General features: G+C 68.1%; 10 protein-coding genes and 2 pseudogenes. 8 read left to right on the top strand and 4 right to left on the bottom strand.

Features of this window, described 5'->3' with window-relative positions:
• The first annotated feature begins 14 nt into the window (after positions 1 to 14).
• The 7 genes and pseudogenes from BUF17_RS03005 to mfd all read left to right on the top strand — a co-directional run bounded on the left by BUF17_RS03005 (position 15) and on the right by mfd (position 11,207).
• A complete protein-coding gene (locus BUF17_RS03005; RefSeq protein WP_073625673.1) occupies positions 15 to 1,070 on the top strand; it encodes an ArsR/SmtB family transcription factor in 1,056 nt (351 codons plus the stop codon).
• A gap of 14 nt (positions 1,071 to 1,084) precedes the next feature.
• Positions 1,085 to 2,020, top strand: a complete 936-nt coding sequence (gene metF, locus BUF17_RS03000; protein ID WP_084563848.1) for a methylenetetrahydrofolate reductase [NAD(P)H] — start codon at positions 1,085 to 1,087, stop codon at positions 2,018 to 2,020.
• 120 nt (positions 2,021 to 2,140) lie between these two features.
• A pseudogene (locus tag BUF17_RS23475) lies at positions 2,141 to 3,224 on the top strand (homocysteine S-methyltransferase family protein); the annotation flags it as partial.
• 105 nt (positions 3,225 to 3,329) lie between these two features.
• A pseudogene (gene metH, locus BUF17_RS02995) lies at positions 3,330 to 5,987 on the top strand (methionine synthase); the annotation flags it as partial.
• Between the two features lie 333 nt (positions 5,988 to 6,320).
• A complete protein-coding gene (locus tag BUF17_RS22465) occupies positions 6,321 to 7,046 on the top strand; it encodes a hypothetical protein (protein ID WP_139282381.1) in 726 nt (241 codons plus the stop codon).
• A 256-nt stretch (positions 7,047 to 7,302) separates the two neighbouring features.
• A complete protein-coding gene (locus BUF17_RS02985; RefSeq protein WP_073625671.1) occupies positions 7,303 to 7,611 on the top strand; it encodes an FAD assembly factor SdhE in 309 nt (102 codons plus the stop codon).
• 56 nt (positions 7,612 to 7,667) lie between these two features.
• Positions 7,668 to 11,207 carry a transcription-repair coupling factor gene (gene mfd, locus BUF17_RS02980; RefSeq protein ID WP_073625670.1) on the top strand — a complete coding sequence of 1,180 codons (3,540 nt, stop codon included), beginning with the start codon at positions 7,668 to 7,670 and terminating at the stop codon, positions 11,205 to 11,207.
• Between the two features lie 43 nt (positions 11,208 to 11,250).
• Here mfd and BUF17_RS02975 read toward each other — a convergent pair whose 3' ends face one another.
• The 3 genes from BUF17_RS02975 to BUF17_RS02965 form a co-directional block, all read right to left on the bottom strand.
• Positions 11,251 to 11,628 carry a VOC family protein gene (locus BUF17_RS02975; protein ID WP_073625669.1) on the bottom strand — a complete coding sequence of 126 codons (378 nt, stop codon included), beginning with the start codon at positions 11,626 to 11,628 and terminating at the stop codon, positions 11,251 to 11,253.
• 193 nt (positions 11,629 to 11,821) lie between these two features.
• Complete coding sequence (locus BUF17_RS23470) at positions 11,822 to 12,676, bottom strand: winged helix-turn-helix transcriptional regulator (RefSeq protein WP_073625668.1); 855 nt, start codon at positions 12,674 to 12,676, stop codon at positions 11,822 to 11,824.
• Between the two features lie 464 nt (positions 12,677 to 13,140).
• Positions 13,141 to 13,809, bottom strand: coding sequence for a DsbA family oxidoreductase (locus BUF17_RS02965; RefSeq protein ID WP_073625667.1), 669 nt, complete (start codon positions 13,807 to 13,809; stop codon positions 13,141 to 13,143).
• A 378-nt stretch (positions 13,810 to 14,187) separates the two neighbouring features.
• Between BUF17_RS02965 and BUF17_RS02960 the strand changes: the two genes are divergently transcribed.
• On the top strand, positions 14,188 to 15,024 hold the full coding sequence (locus BUF17_RS02960; RefSeq protein WP_175563593.1) for an invasion associated locus B family protein: 837 nt from the start codon (positions 14,188 to 14,190) through the stop codon (positions 15,022 to 15,024).
• Between the two features lie 207 nt (positions 15,025 to 15,231).
• On the opposite strand, the gene hspQ is transcribed toward BUF17_RS02960, so the two are convergent.
• A complete protein-coding gene (gene hspQ, locus BUF17_RS02955; protein ID WP_073625666.1) occupies positions 15,232 to 15,561 on the bottom strand; it encodes a heat shock protein HspQ in 330 nt (109 codons plus the stop codon).
• Positions 15,562 to 15,583: the final 22 nt, after the last annotated feature.

Raw genomic sequence — 15,583 nt, 5'->3', positions numbered from 1 at the left:
CTCCGAAGGCCACGATGCCCGGCAACGCACCCGCCGTCGATCTCGATACGCTCGTCGCGGCCCTCAAGGCCGCTGGCGAGCCGACGCGCCTGCGCATCCTCGCCCTGCTGCGGGAAGGCGATCTGACGGTCAAGGATTTGACGACCATTCTCGGTCAAAGCCAACCCCGCATCTCGCGCCATCTCAAGCTCCTCGTGGAAGCCGATCTCGTGCGGCGTTATCCCGAAGGTGCGTGGGCCTATTATCGTCTTGCGGAGACCGGGCGCAACGGTGGCTTTGCCGCCGGTCTCGTCGGGTCCCTCGACCGTGGCGAGCCGCTGCTCCGGCGCGATCTGGAGCGGCTCGATGCCGTGAAGCGCGCCCATGCCGAGGCCGCGGCCGCCTATTTCGCCACCAATGCCGGCAGCTGGGACGAACTGCGCTCGCTGCACGTCTCCGAGGCCTCCGTCGAGCGGGCGATGCGCGAGGCGATCGGCGAGCGGCCGTTCAACGCCATGCTCGACATCGGCACCGGCACCGGGCGGATCCTCGAACTGTTCGGCGACCTCTACCAGCACGGCATCGGCATCGACCAGAGCCAGCCGATGCTCGCCGTCGCGCGCGCCAATCTCGACCGCACCGGCGACGGCCGCGGCCAGCCTGCGGGCGCGCCGTCGCCGAGCGTCCAGGTCCGCCACGGCGATGTCTACGCCATTCCGCTCACGCCCGGCTCGTTCGATCTCGTGACGATCCATCAGGTGCTGCACTTCCTCGACGATCCGGCCCGCGCGGTGCGCGAGGCGGCGCGGATGCTGCGGCCGGGCGGCCGGCTCCTGATCACCGATTTCGCCCCCCACGGGCTGGAGTTCCTGCGCTCCGACCACGCTCACCGCCGGCTCGGCTTCGACCACGCCACGGTGGAGGACTGGATTCGCGCCGCCGGCCTCGAACCCGTGTCGACCCGCGACCTCGTCGCCGCCGACGAGACCGCCGATACCCTCACCGTGACCATCTGGCTCGCCCGCGATCCGCGCATCGAGATCGCCGGGGAGCGGGCCGATGGCGCCCGGACCGCGGTCCGGACCGCATGACTGGAGACCCTTCGATGACCGACCTGCCGACGCCCGATTCTCCGACGTCCGGCCACACCCGCCTCAGCCGGGCGGTGGGCGATGCGCCCATCAACGTCTCGTTCGAGTTCTTCCCGCCGAAGACCGACGAGATGGAGAAGACGCTGTGGACCGCGATCCAGCGTCTGGCTCCGCTGGCGCCGAACTTCGTCTCGGTCACCTACGGCGCCGGCGGTTCGACCCGCGAGCGCACTCATTCCACCGTCGCCCGCATCGTGCGGGAAACCGCGCTGAAGCCGGCGGCGCACCTCACCTGCGTCGCCGCCACCCGGGCGGAGGTGGAGGACGTGGTGCGCGGCTATCGCGAAGCGGGCGTGCACCATGTGGTGGCGCTGCGCGGCGATCCGCCGGAAGGGCCCGGCGCCGTCTATCATCCCCATCCCGACGGCTTCGCCTCGACGCCGGAACTCATCGAGGGCATCCGCGCGATCGGCGATTTCGAGGTTTCGGTCTCCGCCTATCCCGAGCGGCACCCGGCGAGCCCGGACTGGGCGAGCGAGATCGATCTTCTGAAGCGCAAGGTCGATGCCGGCGCGACGCGGGCCATCACCCAGTTCTTCTTTGAAAACGACCTCTACGATGCCTATGTGGAGCGGGTTCGCGCCGCGGGCATCTCGATTCCCATCGTGCCCGGCATCCTGCCGATCCTCGGCCTCGCCCAGGTGACGCGGTTCGCCGAGCGGACCGGGGCGAGCGTTCCGGCCTGGGTGGCGCGGCGTTTCGAGGGGCTGGAGGACGATGCCGGCACGCGGCAGCTCGTTTCTGCGGCGGTGGCGGCCGAGCAGGTGCTCGATCTCGTCGATCGCGGCGTGACCGACTTCCATTTCTACACCATGAACCGCGCCGATCTGGTCTATGCCATCTGCCATCTGCTGGGCCTGCGCCCGCAGCCGGCGGCGGTGGCGGCCTGATCCCTGTCCTTCCTCGAACGCTCCGGGCGTGTTCGCGCCGGGGTGTTCCGGGCTTTCGATGCGAGCGTTTCCCTTCCGGCCGGCTCATCGCCCGGCGGGGAAGCGGTCCGGAGGTGAACCATGACTGTCAGGGCACATGACGCTGCTTCCGCCGCGAAGCTGAAGGCGCAACTCAAGGCCATCGCGGCCGAGCGCATCCTTGTCATCGACGGCGCCATGGGCACCATGATCCAGGGCCGGCGGTTCGACGAGGCCGCCTTCCGCGGCGAGCGCTTCAAGGACTGGGACCGCGACCTGAAGGGCAACAACGACCTTCTGATCCTGACCCAGCCGGATGCGATCCGCGACATCCACCGCCAGTATTTCGCGGCGGGCGCCGATATCGTCGAAACCAACACGTTCTCGTCCACCACCATCGCCCAGGCCGATTACGGCATGGAGGCGCTCGCCTACGAGCTGAACCGCGAAGGCGCGCGGCTCGCCCGCGAGGCGGCGGACGCGACCTCGACGGCGGACAAGCCGCGCTTCGTCGCCGGCGCCATCGGTCCCACCAACCGCACCGCGTCGATCTCGCCGGACGTCAACGATCCCGGCTACCGCGCCGTCACGTTCGACGATCTGCGCATCGCCTATGGCGAGGCCGTGCGCGGGCTCGTCGACGGCGGCGCCGACCTGATCCTGATCGAGACGGTGTTCGACACCCTCAACGCCAAGGCGGCGCTGTTCGCGGCCGACGAGGTGTTCGAGGAGAAGGGCTTCAAGCTGCCGGTGATGGTCTCCGGCACGATCACCGACCTGTCGGGCCGCACGCTGTCCGGCCAGACGCCGACGGCGTTCTGGTACTCGGTCCGCCATGCCGACCTGTTCTCGGTCGGGCTCAACTGCGCGCTCGGCGCACGCGAGATGCGCGCCCACGTCGACGAACTGTCGCGCGTGGCCGATACGCTGATCTCGGCCTATCCGAACGCGGGGCTGCCGAACGAGTTCGGCGAGTACGACGAGAGCCCGGAGGCGATGGCGGCGCTGGTCGGCGAGTTCGCCGAGGCCGGGCTCGTCAATGTCGTCGGCGGCTGCTGCGGCACCACGCCGGCCCATATCGGCGCGATCGCGCAGGCGGTGGCCGGCAAGGCGCCGCGCAAGGTGCCGACGCTCGCCCGCAAGCTGCGGCTGTCCGGCCTCGAGCCGTTCGACATCGCGGCCTGACGGCCTACCCTGCTACCGGCCGCGGGTGCTGAACGCCCGCGGCCGTCTCCCGCACCCGACGTCCTTCGATCCCACCGCCGGAAACACGCTCATGACCGCTCCGATCGCCACCTTCATCAATGTCGGAGAGCGCACCAACGTCACCGGCTCGGCGCGGTTCCGCAAGCTGGTGCGCGAGGGCGACTACGCCGCCGCGCTCGACGTCGCCCGCGAGCAGGTGGAGAACGGCGCCCAGATCATCGACGTCAACATGGACGAGGGCTTGCTCGATTCCGAGAAGGCCATGGTGACCTTCCTCAACCTCGTGGCCTCCGAGCCCGACATCGCCCGCGTGCCGGTGATGGTCGATTCCTCCAAGTGGAGCGTGATCGAGGCCGGGCTGAAGTGCCTGCAGGGCAAGGGCATCGTCAACTCGATTTCGCTGAAGGAAGGCGAGGAGGCGTTCATCGCCTCGGCGCGCAAGGTCCGCCGCTACGGCGCCGCCGTCGTGGTGATGGCGTTCGACGAGACGGGGCAGGCCGACACCTACCAGCGCAAGATCGACATCTGCAAGCGCTCCTACGACATCCTGGTCGACGAGGTCGGGTTCGATCCGGCCGACATCATCTTCGATCCGAACATCTTCGCCGTCGCCACCGGCATCGAGGAGCACAACAATTACGGTGTCGACTTCATCGAGGCGACGCGCTGGATCCGGCAGAACCTGCCCGGCGCCCACGTCTCCGGCGGCGTCTCCAACCTGTCGTTCTCGTTCCGCGGCAACGAACCGGTCCGCGCGGCGATGCACTCGGTGTTCCTCTACCACGCCATTCGCGCGGGCATGGACATGGGCATCGTCAATGCCGGCCAGCTCACCGTCTACGACGACATCGACCCGGAGCTGCGCGAACTCTGCGAGGACGTGGTCCTCAACCGCCGGCCGGATGCGACCGACCGCATGGTGGAAGCCGCCGCGCGCTTCAAGGGCGACGGCGTCAAGCAGCGCGAGGTCGATCTCAAGTGGCGCGAGGCGCCGGTCGAGAAGCGGCTGGAGCACGCGCTGGTCAACGGCATCACCGAGTTCATCGAGGCCGATACCGAGGAAGCCCGCGCCGGCTCGAAGCGCCCGCTCGACGTGATCGAGGGCCCGCTGATGAGCGGCATGAACGTGGTCGGCGACCTGTTCGGCGCCGGCAAGATGTTCCTGCCCCAGGTGGTGAAGTCCGCCCGCGTCATGAAGCAGGCCGTGGCCTATCTGATGCCGTTCATGGAGGAGGAGAAGCGCCTCTCCGGCCAGTCGGAAGCCCCGGCTCAGGCCAAGATCCTGCTCGCCACCGTGAAGGGCGACGTCCACGACATCGGCAAGAACATCGTCGGCGTCGTGCTCCAGTGCAACAATTACGAGGTGATCGACCTCGGCGTGATGGTGCCGACCGCGACCATCCTGGAGCGGGCGCGCAAGGAGAAGGTCGACGTGATCGGGCTTTCGGGCCTCATCACCCCGTCCCTCGACGAGATGTGCCACGTCGCCGCCGAGATGGAGCGCGAGGGCTTCGACGTGCCGCTGCTGATCGGCGGGGCGACCACGAGCCGCGTCCACACCGCGGTGAAGATCAACCCGAATTACAACCGCGGCCAGACCGTCTACGTCACCGATGCCAGCCGCGCCGTCGGCGTGGTGTCGCGCTTGCTCTCCGACCGCGAGGGTTACTTCGCCGAGGTCCGCAAGGAATATGCCGCCATCGCCGAGGGCCACGCCCGCGCGCAGGACGACCGCCGCCGGCTTTCCATCGCCGATGCGCGCGCCCGTGCGCCGAAGCTCGACTGGTCCGGCTATACCCCGACCCGCCCGCGCTTCATCGGCACGCGAACCTTCAACGACGTCCCGCTCGACAAGATCGTGCCCTATATCGACTGGACGCCGTTCCTGTCCGCCTGGGAAATCAAGGGCACCTATCCTCTGGTGCTGGAAGACCCCAAGGTCGGTCCGGCGGCCAAGGCGCTGATCGCCGATGCGCAGCGGATGCTGGCGCAGCTCGTCCGCGAGCGCTGGCTGACGGCGAACGGCGTCGTCGGGTTCTGGCCGGCGAACGCCGACGGCGACGACATCGTGCTCTATACCGACGACAGCCGCACCGAGAAGCTCGCCGTGCTGCACACCCTGCGCCAGCAGATGGCCCGCTCCGGCGACCGCGGCAATGTCGCACTCGCCGATTTCGTCGCCCCGGTCGGCTCCGGCATCGCGGATTATGTTGGCGGCTTCGCCGTCACCGCCGGTCTCGGCGAGGATGCCGTCGCCGAGCGCTTCGCGCGCGCCAACGACGACTATTCCAAGATCCTGTCGCAATCGCTCGCCGACCGTCTGGCCGAGGCCTTCGCGGAGGCGATGCACGCCCGGGTGCGCCGCGAACTCTGGGGCTACGCCGCCGGCGAAGCGCTCGATTATCCCGATATCATCGGCGAGAAGTACCAGGGCATCCGCCCGGCGCCGGGCTATCCGGCCCAGCCCGACCACACCGAGAAGGCGACGCTGTTCCGCCTGCTCGATGCCGAGGCCGCGACCGGCATCAAGCTAACCGAGAGCTACGCCATGTGGCCGGCTTCCGCCGTCTCAGGGCTCTATTTCGCCCATCCCGGCAGCCACTATTTCGGCGTCGGCCGCATCGAGCGCGATCAGGTCGAGGACTATGCCGCCCGCAAGGGCATGAGCCTGGCGGAGGCCGAGCGCTGGCTGGCCCCGATCCTCGCCTACGATCCCGCCCGCGTCGGCATCGCCGCGGCCTGAGGGAAGGCCGGCCGGTCTCCCGCTAGAGCGCTTTACGATCTGATGGAATCATCAGATCGACAAGAAATCGCGCCAGATTCAAAAGCTTGAGCATATCCCGTCCAGATCGATCCGATCTGGACGGGATATGCTCTAAGGTCCGGTCCCTGTCGCGACGGCGGGTGAGAGCCCGTCCCCGCGCCGCGATTGCCGTTGCGGGCAGCGCCTGTCCTGCGCCTTGGCGGTCGTTCTACCGGACGACGTTTCGCCGTTGCGGGACGATTCACCCCTTTCGCATTCTCGGATTGTCTTCTACGATTACTTGAGGGTGGCCTCTTGAAATCGGAAGTGTACATGCTGACAAAGGTGCAAATGTACGCGCGGACAGCCCCAGGCAGAGGCTTCCTGCAGCATTTCCGGCTTCTCACGGACAGCCCGCTCCACCTACCCGGCGTGTGCTACGGGGCGAGCGTGGAATGGCTGAGCAGCTATTACCTGAACGATGGCGACCGGCGATTCTGGGAGAAGTATTCCAATCCGTTCAAAAGTCATCACGAAATCGTGACAGCTCATGACACCAAGAGAAGTTCGGCTGGCCTGAAGATTTGCGATCCAGGGATGCCGGGCGCTCCGACCGATCCGCAGCTCTGGCGGTCCGGGCATGAGAGCGGTCTGAAATATTACAGGGTCGGCTTCGAGACAGGCATTTTGTCGAAGAAGATGATGGCCCATGCGATGGCCGCCTACACCACAGGTGACGACAGGCGAGGCAGCCTGTTCGACCCCAATATCGGCCAATACGATATCGGCGAGGGATACTACAAGGACTGGCCGAGCCTCTGGAAGGATCTCTGGGAATATTACGATTTCAAGTCCGTCGAGGCGTGCGACGTCATCCCGGCGAGGATGGTTCACCACACCGATGGCGACGATTTCGTCCATGTCGACTACGACACCCTGCTGACGTTCAGCCCGGGCAGTTCCGCCGCTGCTTCCCATGCGCCGCCGCCACCGTCCGCATCAGCGGCGTCCGGACTGAAACGGTCGGATTCGACCGACTCGTTCACGTTGATCGACTGAATACAACGCCGCTCGCCACCGCATCGGGCATCGCGAGCGCGGTTGCCCGGTGGGCGAGGCGGGTGACGCCCCGATCCTCCGGCAACGCCGCGTCGTCGGTGCCGCTGTCCTGCGCGGGCTGCATCCCGCGCGGTTGCCGGGCGCTTGTGCGTCACAGCCGCCGCCGCCGTCAAACGCCTGCTGACAGCCGCGCCCGACGGCGCTATGACCGCAGCGGTTCCCCGTTCGTTCGGGGCCGCAGCGGAGTTCAGCTTCCATGACCGGCACATCCGTCACCAGCGCCGAAGTCGATGCGCGCCGCCGCAAGGTGCTGTTCCGGGCCTGGCATCGCGGCATGCGGGAGATGGACCTGCTGCTCGGCTCCTATGTCGATGCCCGCATCGTCGGCTGGTCCGACGACCAGCTCGCCGTGTTCGAGGCGCTGATGGACGTGCCCGACCAGACCCTGTTCGGCTGGGTCGTCGGCCGGATGCCGATCGACCCCGAGCACGACACGGCGATCTTCGCCGACTTTCTCGCGTTCCATGCGGGAACCGAGATCGCCAAGGGGCTTTATGACCTCTGATACTTCGCCACTTGTGAGACTTTGCCACCCGTGAGGCTTCGACACCCGTGCGCCCGATGACCCGCCCGAGCTTCGCCGACCTGCTGGCGCACGGTGGCGACGCCACCCTCTCCGCCGTGCCCGACGGCTACGACGCCCTCGTCGTCGCCGATCTCGCGCGCGCGTCGTTCGCGCGGGGCGGCGAGGGGCCTTCGCTGGTCGTCGTCGCGCGCGACGGCGTGCGGCTGTCGGCGATGGCGGAAGCCCTCGCGGTGTTCGCGCCCGAGGCGGAGCTGATCCACCTGCCGGGTTGGGACTGCATGCCCTATGACCGGGTGTCGCCGTCCGCCGTCGTGGCGGCACGCCGCATGGCGGCGCTGGCCTCGCTCGCCCGGCCTCCCGCCAAGGGCGGTCCGTCCCGCCCGCGCATCGTGCTCACCACCGTCAATGCCACGTCCCAGCGCGTGCCGGCGCGCGACGATCTCGCCGCCGCGCTGTTCTCCGCCCATGTCGGCAATCGCGTCGACATCTCCGTGCTGGTACGCTGGCTGGAGGACAACGGCTTCCTGCGCACGGCGACCGTTCGCGACGCCGGCGAATATGCGGTGCGCGGCGGCATCGTCGATCTGTTCGCGCCTGGGGCCGAGGCGCCGGTGCGGCTCGATTTCTTCGGCGACACGCTGGAATCGATCCGCCGTTTCGATCCCGAAAGCCAGCGCACCACCGGCCAGCTCACCCGCGTCGACCTGATGCCGATGAGCGAGGTGGTGCTGACGCCGGATACGATCCGCCGCTTCCGCCAGGCCTATGTCGCGGCGTTCGGCGCACCGGACCGCTCCGACGCGCTCTACCATTCCATCAGCGAGGGTCGGCGCTTTCCCGGCATGGAGCATTGGCTGCCGCTGTTCCACGAGCGGCTCGACACGGTGTTCGCCTATTTCGGCGCGGCACCGCTGGTGCTCGATCCGCTGGTGGACGAGGTGCTCGGCGAGCGGCTGAAGCAGGCGCTCGATCACTACGAGGCGCGCCGCGCCACGCTGTCCGGCCCGAAGCAGGCGGCCGGCGAGGTGCCCTACCGGCCGATCGCGCCCGAAAGCCTCTATCTCGATCAGGATTCCTGGATCGCGGCCATGGCCGGCCACACCCGGCTGCGGCTGTCGCCGTTCTCGGTGCCAGAGACCGCGCTCAGCGGTCCCGTCATCGACATGGGCGCCAGGCACGGCCGCACCTTCGCCGCCGAGCGGGCGGCCGGCGCCAACGTGTTCGACGCGGTGGTGTCCTACATCGTCGACCTGCGGCGGGCGAAGCGGCGCATCGTGCTCGCGTCCTGGAGCGCCGGCTCGCGCGACCGCCTCGGCCAGATCCTCGCCGATCATGGCCTCGGCGCCGTCAAGCCGGTCGAGGCGTGGTCCGAGATCGACGGGCTGCCGCGCGAGGTGGTGGCGCTCGCCGTGCTCGGCGTCGAGACCGGCTTCGAGGCGGGCGACCTCGTCGTCGTCGGCGAGCAGGATATTCTCGGCGACAGGCTGGTGCGCCAGCGGCGCCGCAAGTCGAGCGGCGCCGAGGCGCTGACGGAAGCCTCCAGCCTCTCCCAGGGCGACCTCGTGGTCCACGTCGACCACGGTATCGGCCGCTTCGTCGGCCTCAAGACCGTGGAGGCCGCCGGCCATCCGCATGATTGCCTCGAGATCGTCTATGCCGGCGGCGACAAGCTGTTCCTGCCGGTCGAGAACATCGAGCTTCTCACCCGCTACGGCTCCGAGGACAACGACGCCCAGCTCGACAAGCTCGGCGGCGGCGCCTGGCAGGCCCGCAAGGCGCGGATCCGCCAGCGCATCCGCGAGATCGCCGAGCAGCTCATCAAGACCGCGGCGGCGCGGATGCTGCGGGCAGCGCCGGTGATGGCGCCGGCCGAAGGCGTCTACGACGAATTCGTCGCCCGCTTCCCCTATGACGAGACCGAGGACCAACTCGCCGCCATCGAGGCGGTGGTCGAGGACCTCTCGGCCGGCCGGCCGATGGATCGTCTCGTCTGCGGCGACGTCGGCTTCGGCAAGACCGAGGTGGCGCTGCGCGCGGCCTTCGTCGCCGCCATGTCGGGCCATCAGGTCGCGATCCTCGTGCCGACCACGCTGTTGGCGCGCCAGCACTTCAAGACCGTGGTGAGCCGCTTCCAGGGCATGCCGCTCAAGCTCGCCCAGCTTTCTCGGCTGGTCACCGCCAAGGAGCAGTCCGAGGTCAAGAAGGGGCTTGCGGACGGCAGCATCGACGTCGTCGTCGGCACCCACGCTCTGCTCGCCAAGGGCATCCAGTTCCGCGATCTCGGCCTTCTCATCGTCGACGAGGAGCAGCACTTCGGCGTCAAGCACAAGGAGCGGCTGAAGGAACTCAAGGCCGACGTGCACGTGCTGACGCTGTCGGCGACGCCGATCCCGCGCACGCTGCAACTGGCCCTGACTGGCGTGCGCGAGCTGTCGCTGATCGCGACGCCGCCGGTCGACCGGCTGGCGGTGCGCACCTTCATCTCGCCGTTCGACCCGCTCGTCATCCGCGAGACGCTGCTGCGCGAGCGCTTCCGCGGCGGCCAGACCTTCTATGTCTGCCCGCGCATCTCCGACCTCGCCGAGGCCAAGACGTTCCTCGACGAAACGGTGCCCGAGGTGAAGGTCGCGGTCGCCCACGGCCAGATGCCGCCGGGCGAGCTCGACGACATCATGAACGCGTTCTACGACGGCCAGTACGATGTGCTGCTGTCGACCACCATCGTCGAATCCGGCCTCGACATCCCCTCCGCCAACACGCTGGTCGTGCACCGCGCCGACATGTTCGGTCTGGCGCAGCTCTATCAGCTGCGCGGCCGCGTCGGCCGTTCCAAGACGCGCGCCTACGCGCTGTTCACCGTACCGGCAGGCAAGCCGATGACGGCGACCGCCGAGCGCCGTCTCAAGGTGCTTCAATCGCTCGACACGCTCGGCGCCGGGTTCCAGCTCGCCAGCCACGATCTCGACATCCGCGGCGCCGGCAACCTTCTCGGCGACGAACAGTCCGGCCACATCAAGGAAGTCGGCTTCGAACTCTATCAGTCGATGCTGGAGGAGGCGGTCGCCAACCTCAAGGCCGGAGGCGACGAGGACGAGACCGACGAGCGCTGGTCGCCGCAGATCTCCATCGGCACGCCGGTGCTGATCCCGGAAGACTATGTGCCGGACCTGCAACTGCGCCTCGGGCTCTACCGTCGCCTCGCCGACATCGCCGAGCCGGCCGAGATCGACAGCTTCGGCGCCGAGATGGTGGACCGCTTCGGGCCGCTGCCCGAGGAGGTCGAGCACCTTCTCAGGATCGTCTACATCAAGGGCCTCTGCCGCCGGGCCAATGTCGAGAAGATCGATGCCGGGCCGAAGGGCGTCGTCATTGCGTTCCGCGGTGGCGTGTTCGCCAACCCCGTCGGGCTCGTCCGCTATATCGGCGAGCAGGGCGTGCTGGCGAAGATCCGGCCGGACCATCGCGTCGTGCTCTCGCGCGAATGGGCGAAGCCCGACGACCGGCTCAAGGGCACGGCCGCCGTGCTGGTGAAGCTCGTCCGGCTCGCCGAGGAAGGCACCAAGAAAGCGGCGTGAACCGAAGAAGGCGGCGCCCGCTCGGCCGCCGCCTTCCGCTTGCTCAGCGAGCGATGGGCTTCATCAGGCCGACATAGGCCCCGCCGGCGTCCTGCACGACGGCGATGCGGCCGACATTCGGAATGTCCCAGGGCGCCCGGGCCACGCAGCCGCCGGCTTCCGCGAACAGGGCGGCGCGACGGTCGACATCGTCGACCTCGATATACGAGAACCAGTGCTCCGGCACGCCCTCGAAATACTTGCCTTCCATGGTGAAGATGCCGGCGACATAGGCCTCGCCGTCGCGCGCGGTGTAGTAGGTGCCGCCGCCTTCCATCGGCATCACCTCGAACGTCCAGCCGAGGGTCGCCTTGTAGAAATGCACGGCCGCCTCGGCATTGCGGGTGGTGAGCTCGTTCCAGATGAAGTGGCCGTGCGACATCTCGTTGTTCTCCGGTTTTCTCGCGCCGCTGCGCGCACGAATGCCATGGTCGGGACGGCGACGGCCGGCCCGCCGCGCGCGCCCGTATCGTCCGTCCGGCCGATCATGAAGTCTCGCCGAACAATATGACAGTGCGTCCACCGCGCCGGCATTTCGGCGCGCGGAAAGGCCGACTGCGACAGGCGGGGGAGGCTTATCGGAACAGCGAGAAGTCGCGCGGCGTCCAGGGCCGAATGCGGTATTTCGGCTGCTCTTCGGTCTTGGCTTGCTCTTCGGTCTTTGGCTGTTCTTCGGTTTCGGGCTGCGCGGCGCTCTCGGGCTCCGCCGGAACATCCGCCGCAGGCGCTTCCGCCGCCGCGTCGGTGGGAGCGGCCGTGTTCGCGTCCGGCTCCGACGTGGCGGCCGGATCGGGCTCGGCCGGCGCCTCATAGGTCTCGGCATAGGCCGAGCCGCCGAAGACCTCGCTCGGCCGGAACGCCTCCTCCTGTCCGACCGACGGGGCCGCCTCGGGCTCACCGGCGTCCTCTTCCTCGCGCGTCAGAGCCGACAGCGCTTCCATGAAGCTCGCGGCAGCGGCGGGGGTGGCGATGAACGGGGAGGGGATGAACGGCTCCTCCGCCTCCGGCCGGACACTAGTAGCACGGGGCGGCGGCAAGGGCTCGACGGCGGGCAGCACCGGCTTCAGCGCAGCGGCCGCCGTCACGGCTGCGGGCTCGGGCGCCGGATGGGCCGCCCCCCACGCTTCGAGCGCCGAGAGGATCGAGGCGAGGCTCGTCCCAAGCGGCGACAGCGCATAGTCCACCCGCGGGGGGACCTGGGCATAGACGGTGCGGGTGATCAGGCCGTCGGCCTCGAGTTCCCGCAACTGGCTCGTCAGCATCCGCTGGGTGATGCCCGGCATCCGGCGCCTGAGCTCGTTGAAGCGCAGCGTCGACGCCGAGAGATGGTGCAGGATCACGCCCTTCCACTTGCCGCCGATCATCGACAGCGTCCGCTCCATCGCCTTGCCGGCGGGGGATTCCTGATGGGACTGGCGGGCACGCGCCATTGCGAGGCTCCGTTTGCAGTATCCTGATCGCCACTATACGTGGCCGGCACCCTTGTGCACGACTATGTACGTTGTTCTGAATCGGCGGGCAACGTCGCGCCGCCGACCAAGGCCACCGATCTGTCCGAATCCACCCATCGGCCGTCAGGGGTCCGCGCGGGATCGTTCCGTCACCGGCGAACGGTTCTCACACGGGCGTCGATTGAAGGGGAGGCGGGCACCGGTCGCGGTATCGAGGTGGCATCTGCGGACGAGAACGAACGCAAACCGCCACGGCCGTGACGGTTGTCGCCGGTCGATCCTATGCCGGTGCGGTAAAGAGAGCGTTAGGCGCTCATCGACCAGGCCTCAGCCGCTCATGCGCGCGCATCGGGCGCGCATTAAGTGAGCCATGAGCGGGCCATGAGCGGCCGTTGTCAGAGTGGGCCTCGCGCGCGTCCCCGTCGTCGGGCAAGGGGCAGACCTCAGTCCGCCGCCTCCGTATCGCCGCGCTGTTCGGCCGCCTGCCGGATCGCCTCTGCGAGGGACTCGGCCTCCTGCGCGCCCATCACGGCATATTTGCCGTCGAGGATGAAGCAGGGAACGCCGGTGACGCCGATGCGCTGGGCGGTCTCGATCTCGCTGCGCACCGCGTCGACGTCGGACGGCCCCTCCAGCAGGCGCGCCACGACGGTGCCGTCCATGCCGGCGTCCTTCGCCGCTTCGACCAGCACGGCGTGATCGCCGATGTCCGCGCCCTCGGAGAAGAACAGGGTGAACAGCCGGTCGACCACCGCGTCCTGCGCACCCTCCATCCCCGCCCAGCGAATCAGCCGGTGGGCATCGAGGCTGTTCGGCTGCCGGGCGATGGCGTCGAACGCGAAGGCGATCTCCTCGTCGGCGCCGAGCGCGTTGAGACGGGCGTGGATCTCCTCGAGATGCACGGGATCCTTGAACTTCGCCGCCATATAGTCCTGCCGGTCGACGCCCTCCTTCGGCACGCCGGGATCGAGCTGATACGGCCGCCAGCGAACCTCAATGGCAAGGTCTGGCAGCATTTCCAGCGCGCGGTGCAGCCGGCGCTCGCCGAGAAAGCACCAGGGGCAGACGACGTCGGAGACGACGTCGATGATCATGGGCTCCAGCGGGTTCATTCTGGCCTCGATGGGGTCGGCGGGCTTGGCGGGCGGTGTGCCAGGCCGGCGGGCTGCGGGCTGCGCCCCGTCGCGGCGGCACGCCGGCGGCGGGATCGTCATGTCGCCTTACATAGTTCATGCGCCCCGCTCATTCGAGGGTCCCCGACAGTAACAGGAAACCGATCCAGGGCCGGCCGCCGCTTCTGTTGCCGGCTTGCCATGGGGCGGCGGATTTCGTCCGGGCTCACTCTGGAAGGACGGAAATCCGCTCTGTCACGCTGGCAATGGCGTGGGTGGGGCGTTAAGGATGCGCGCGATATGCGGCGGGTCGTAAATCGGCCATGCTCTCGCCCCAGTCGGCAGTCACGACGGCTCGCTCATAGCGAAGCGTGCGCCATGGACTGCTCACCGGTCGGTGTTGAGACGGGCTGCCGCGATTGCTGGATCGGCAACGGATTCGAGAACGACGGGGATTCCATGACGAGTGAGATGCTCGCAAATCGCGGACGGACCAATCGCGGGCGGCGTCTGGCGACGGCCGGCGCGGCGGCTGCGCTGCTCGCGGCCGTGTTCGGCGCGGATGCTCAGGCCCAGGACCAGCAGGCCGCTCCGGCACCCAAGGGTGGCCAGCAGCAGGCGGCGCCTTCGCCCAACAACTTCCTCGACACGCCCTGGCTGAAGTTCTGCAGCACCGATCCGCAGTCCAAGAAGCAGCTCTGCGTGGTCGCCAAGGACCTTCGCCTCGACACCGCCGGCGGTGCGCCGATCGCGTCCGTCGCCGTGCGCGAGTTCCAGGGTGAGTCGCGCCGCGTGCTGATGGTTGCCGTGCCGGTCGGCATGCAGATCCAGCCGGGCCTGCGTGTGCAGGTCGACAGCGGCAAGCAGGATCAGGCCAAGTACTCGATCTGCTTCCAGAACGCCTGCTTCGCGGAGATGGTGGCGAGCGACCAGCTCATCGCCTCCATGAAGAAGGGCAACCAGATGACGCTGGTGACCATCAACCAGCAGGGCAGCCCGATCGCGTTCCCGGTTTCGCTGAAGAACTTCTCCAAGGTCTATGACGGCCCGGCGACCGATCCCGCGGTGCTGCAGAAGCAGCAGGAAGAGCTGCAGTCGCAGCTCGACAAGCGCGCCGAAGCCCAGCGCCAGAAGCTCATCGAGGAGCAGAAGAAGGCGACCTCGGGCGAGACCAGCGACACCGGTTCGGCGCCGGCTCCGGCCCCGGCCCAGTAACGGCGACGCGGCCGTCCCGCTGACGCGCATCCCGGCCAGGCGGAGCCGCCCGGCCGGGCCGATCGCGGAAAACCGTCCTTCAGGAAACAAAAAAGGCGGCGAGCCCAAGGGTTCGCCGCCTTTTTTGTTCGGGTCGGTGTTCGTTCGGTTGCTCGATGTCGCGCCAAGGCCGGCTGGTCGCGCGACGGCGCGACGAGGTCTGCGGCCTCAGTGCCGCCGCTTCAGGCGGGTCTGATAACGGCCGTCTTCCATGTCGAACACTTCGTCGATCTGCGGATGGCGCACCGGCTCGCCGGATTCGTCCGGCAGCAGGTTCTGCTCGGAGACATAGGCGATGTATTCGGATTCTTCGTTCTCGGCGAAGAGGTGATAGTAGGGCTGTTCCTTGGTCGGGCGGATTTCTTCCGGAATCGACAGCCACCATTCCTCGGTCTTGTCGAAGATGGGGTCGACGTCGAAGATCACGCCACGAAACGGGTAGAACCTGTGCCGGACGATCTGGCCGATACTGAACTTCGCTGTCCGGACTTTATCCATCGTTCCTTGCCCGTCCGCCGTA

It is taken from the genome of Pseudoxanthobacter soli DSM 19599 (genome assembly GCF_900148505.1).
GTDB classification, from domain to species: Bacteria; Pseudomonadota; Alphaproteobacteria; order Rhizobiales; family Segnochrobactraceae; genus Pseudoxanthobacter; species Pseudoxanthobacter soli.
This window is presented reverse-complemented; position numbering and strand designations above follow the sequence as displayed.

Coding starts and splice junctions, on each gene's coding strand:
- BUF17_RS23470 (WP_073625668.1), bottom strand. CDS start 12,676: ATGGCGCGTGCCCGCCAGTCCCATCAGGAATCCCCCGCCGGCAAGGCG.
- BUF17_RS22465 (WP_139282381.1), top strand. CDS start 6,321: ATGCTGACAAAGGTGCAAATGTACGCGCGGACAGCCCCAGGCAGAGGC.
- BUF17_RS02960 (WP_175563593.1), top strand. CDS start 14,188: ATGGACTGCTCACCGGTCGGTGTTGAGACGGGCTGCCGCGATTGCTGG.
- metF (WP_084563848.1), top strand. CDS start 1,085: ATGACCGACCTGCCGACGCCCGATTCTCCGACGTCCGGCCACACCCGC.
- BUF17_RS02975 (WP_073625669.1), bottom strand. CDS start 11,628: ATGTCGCACGGCCACTTCATCTGGAACGAGCTCACCACCCGCAATGCC.
- hspQ (WP_073625666.1), bottom strand. CDS start 15,561: ATGGATAAAGTCCGGACAGCGAAGTTCAGTATCGGCCAGATCGTCCGG.
- mfd (WP_073625670.1), top strand. CDS start 7,668: ATGACCCGCCCGAGCTTCGCCGACCTGCTGGCGCACGGTGGCGACGCC.
- BUF17_RS02985 (WP_073625671.1), top strand. CDS start 7,303: ATGACCGGCACATCCGTCACCAGCGCCGAAGTCGATGCGCGCCGCCGC.
- BUF17_RS03005 (WP_073625673.1), top strand. CDS start 15: ATGCCCGGCAACGCACCCGCCGTCGATCTCGATACGCTCGTCGCGGCC.
- BUF17_RS02965 (WP_073625667.1), bottom strand. CDS start 13,809: ATGAACCCGCTGGAGCCCATGATCATCGACGTCGTCTCCGACGTCGTC.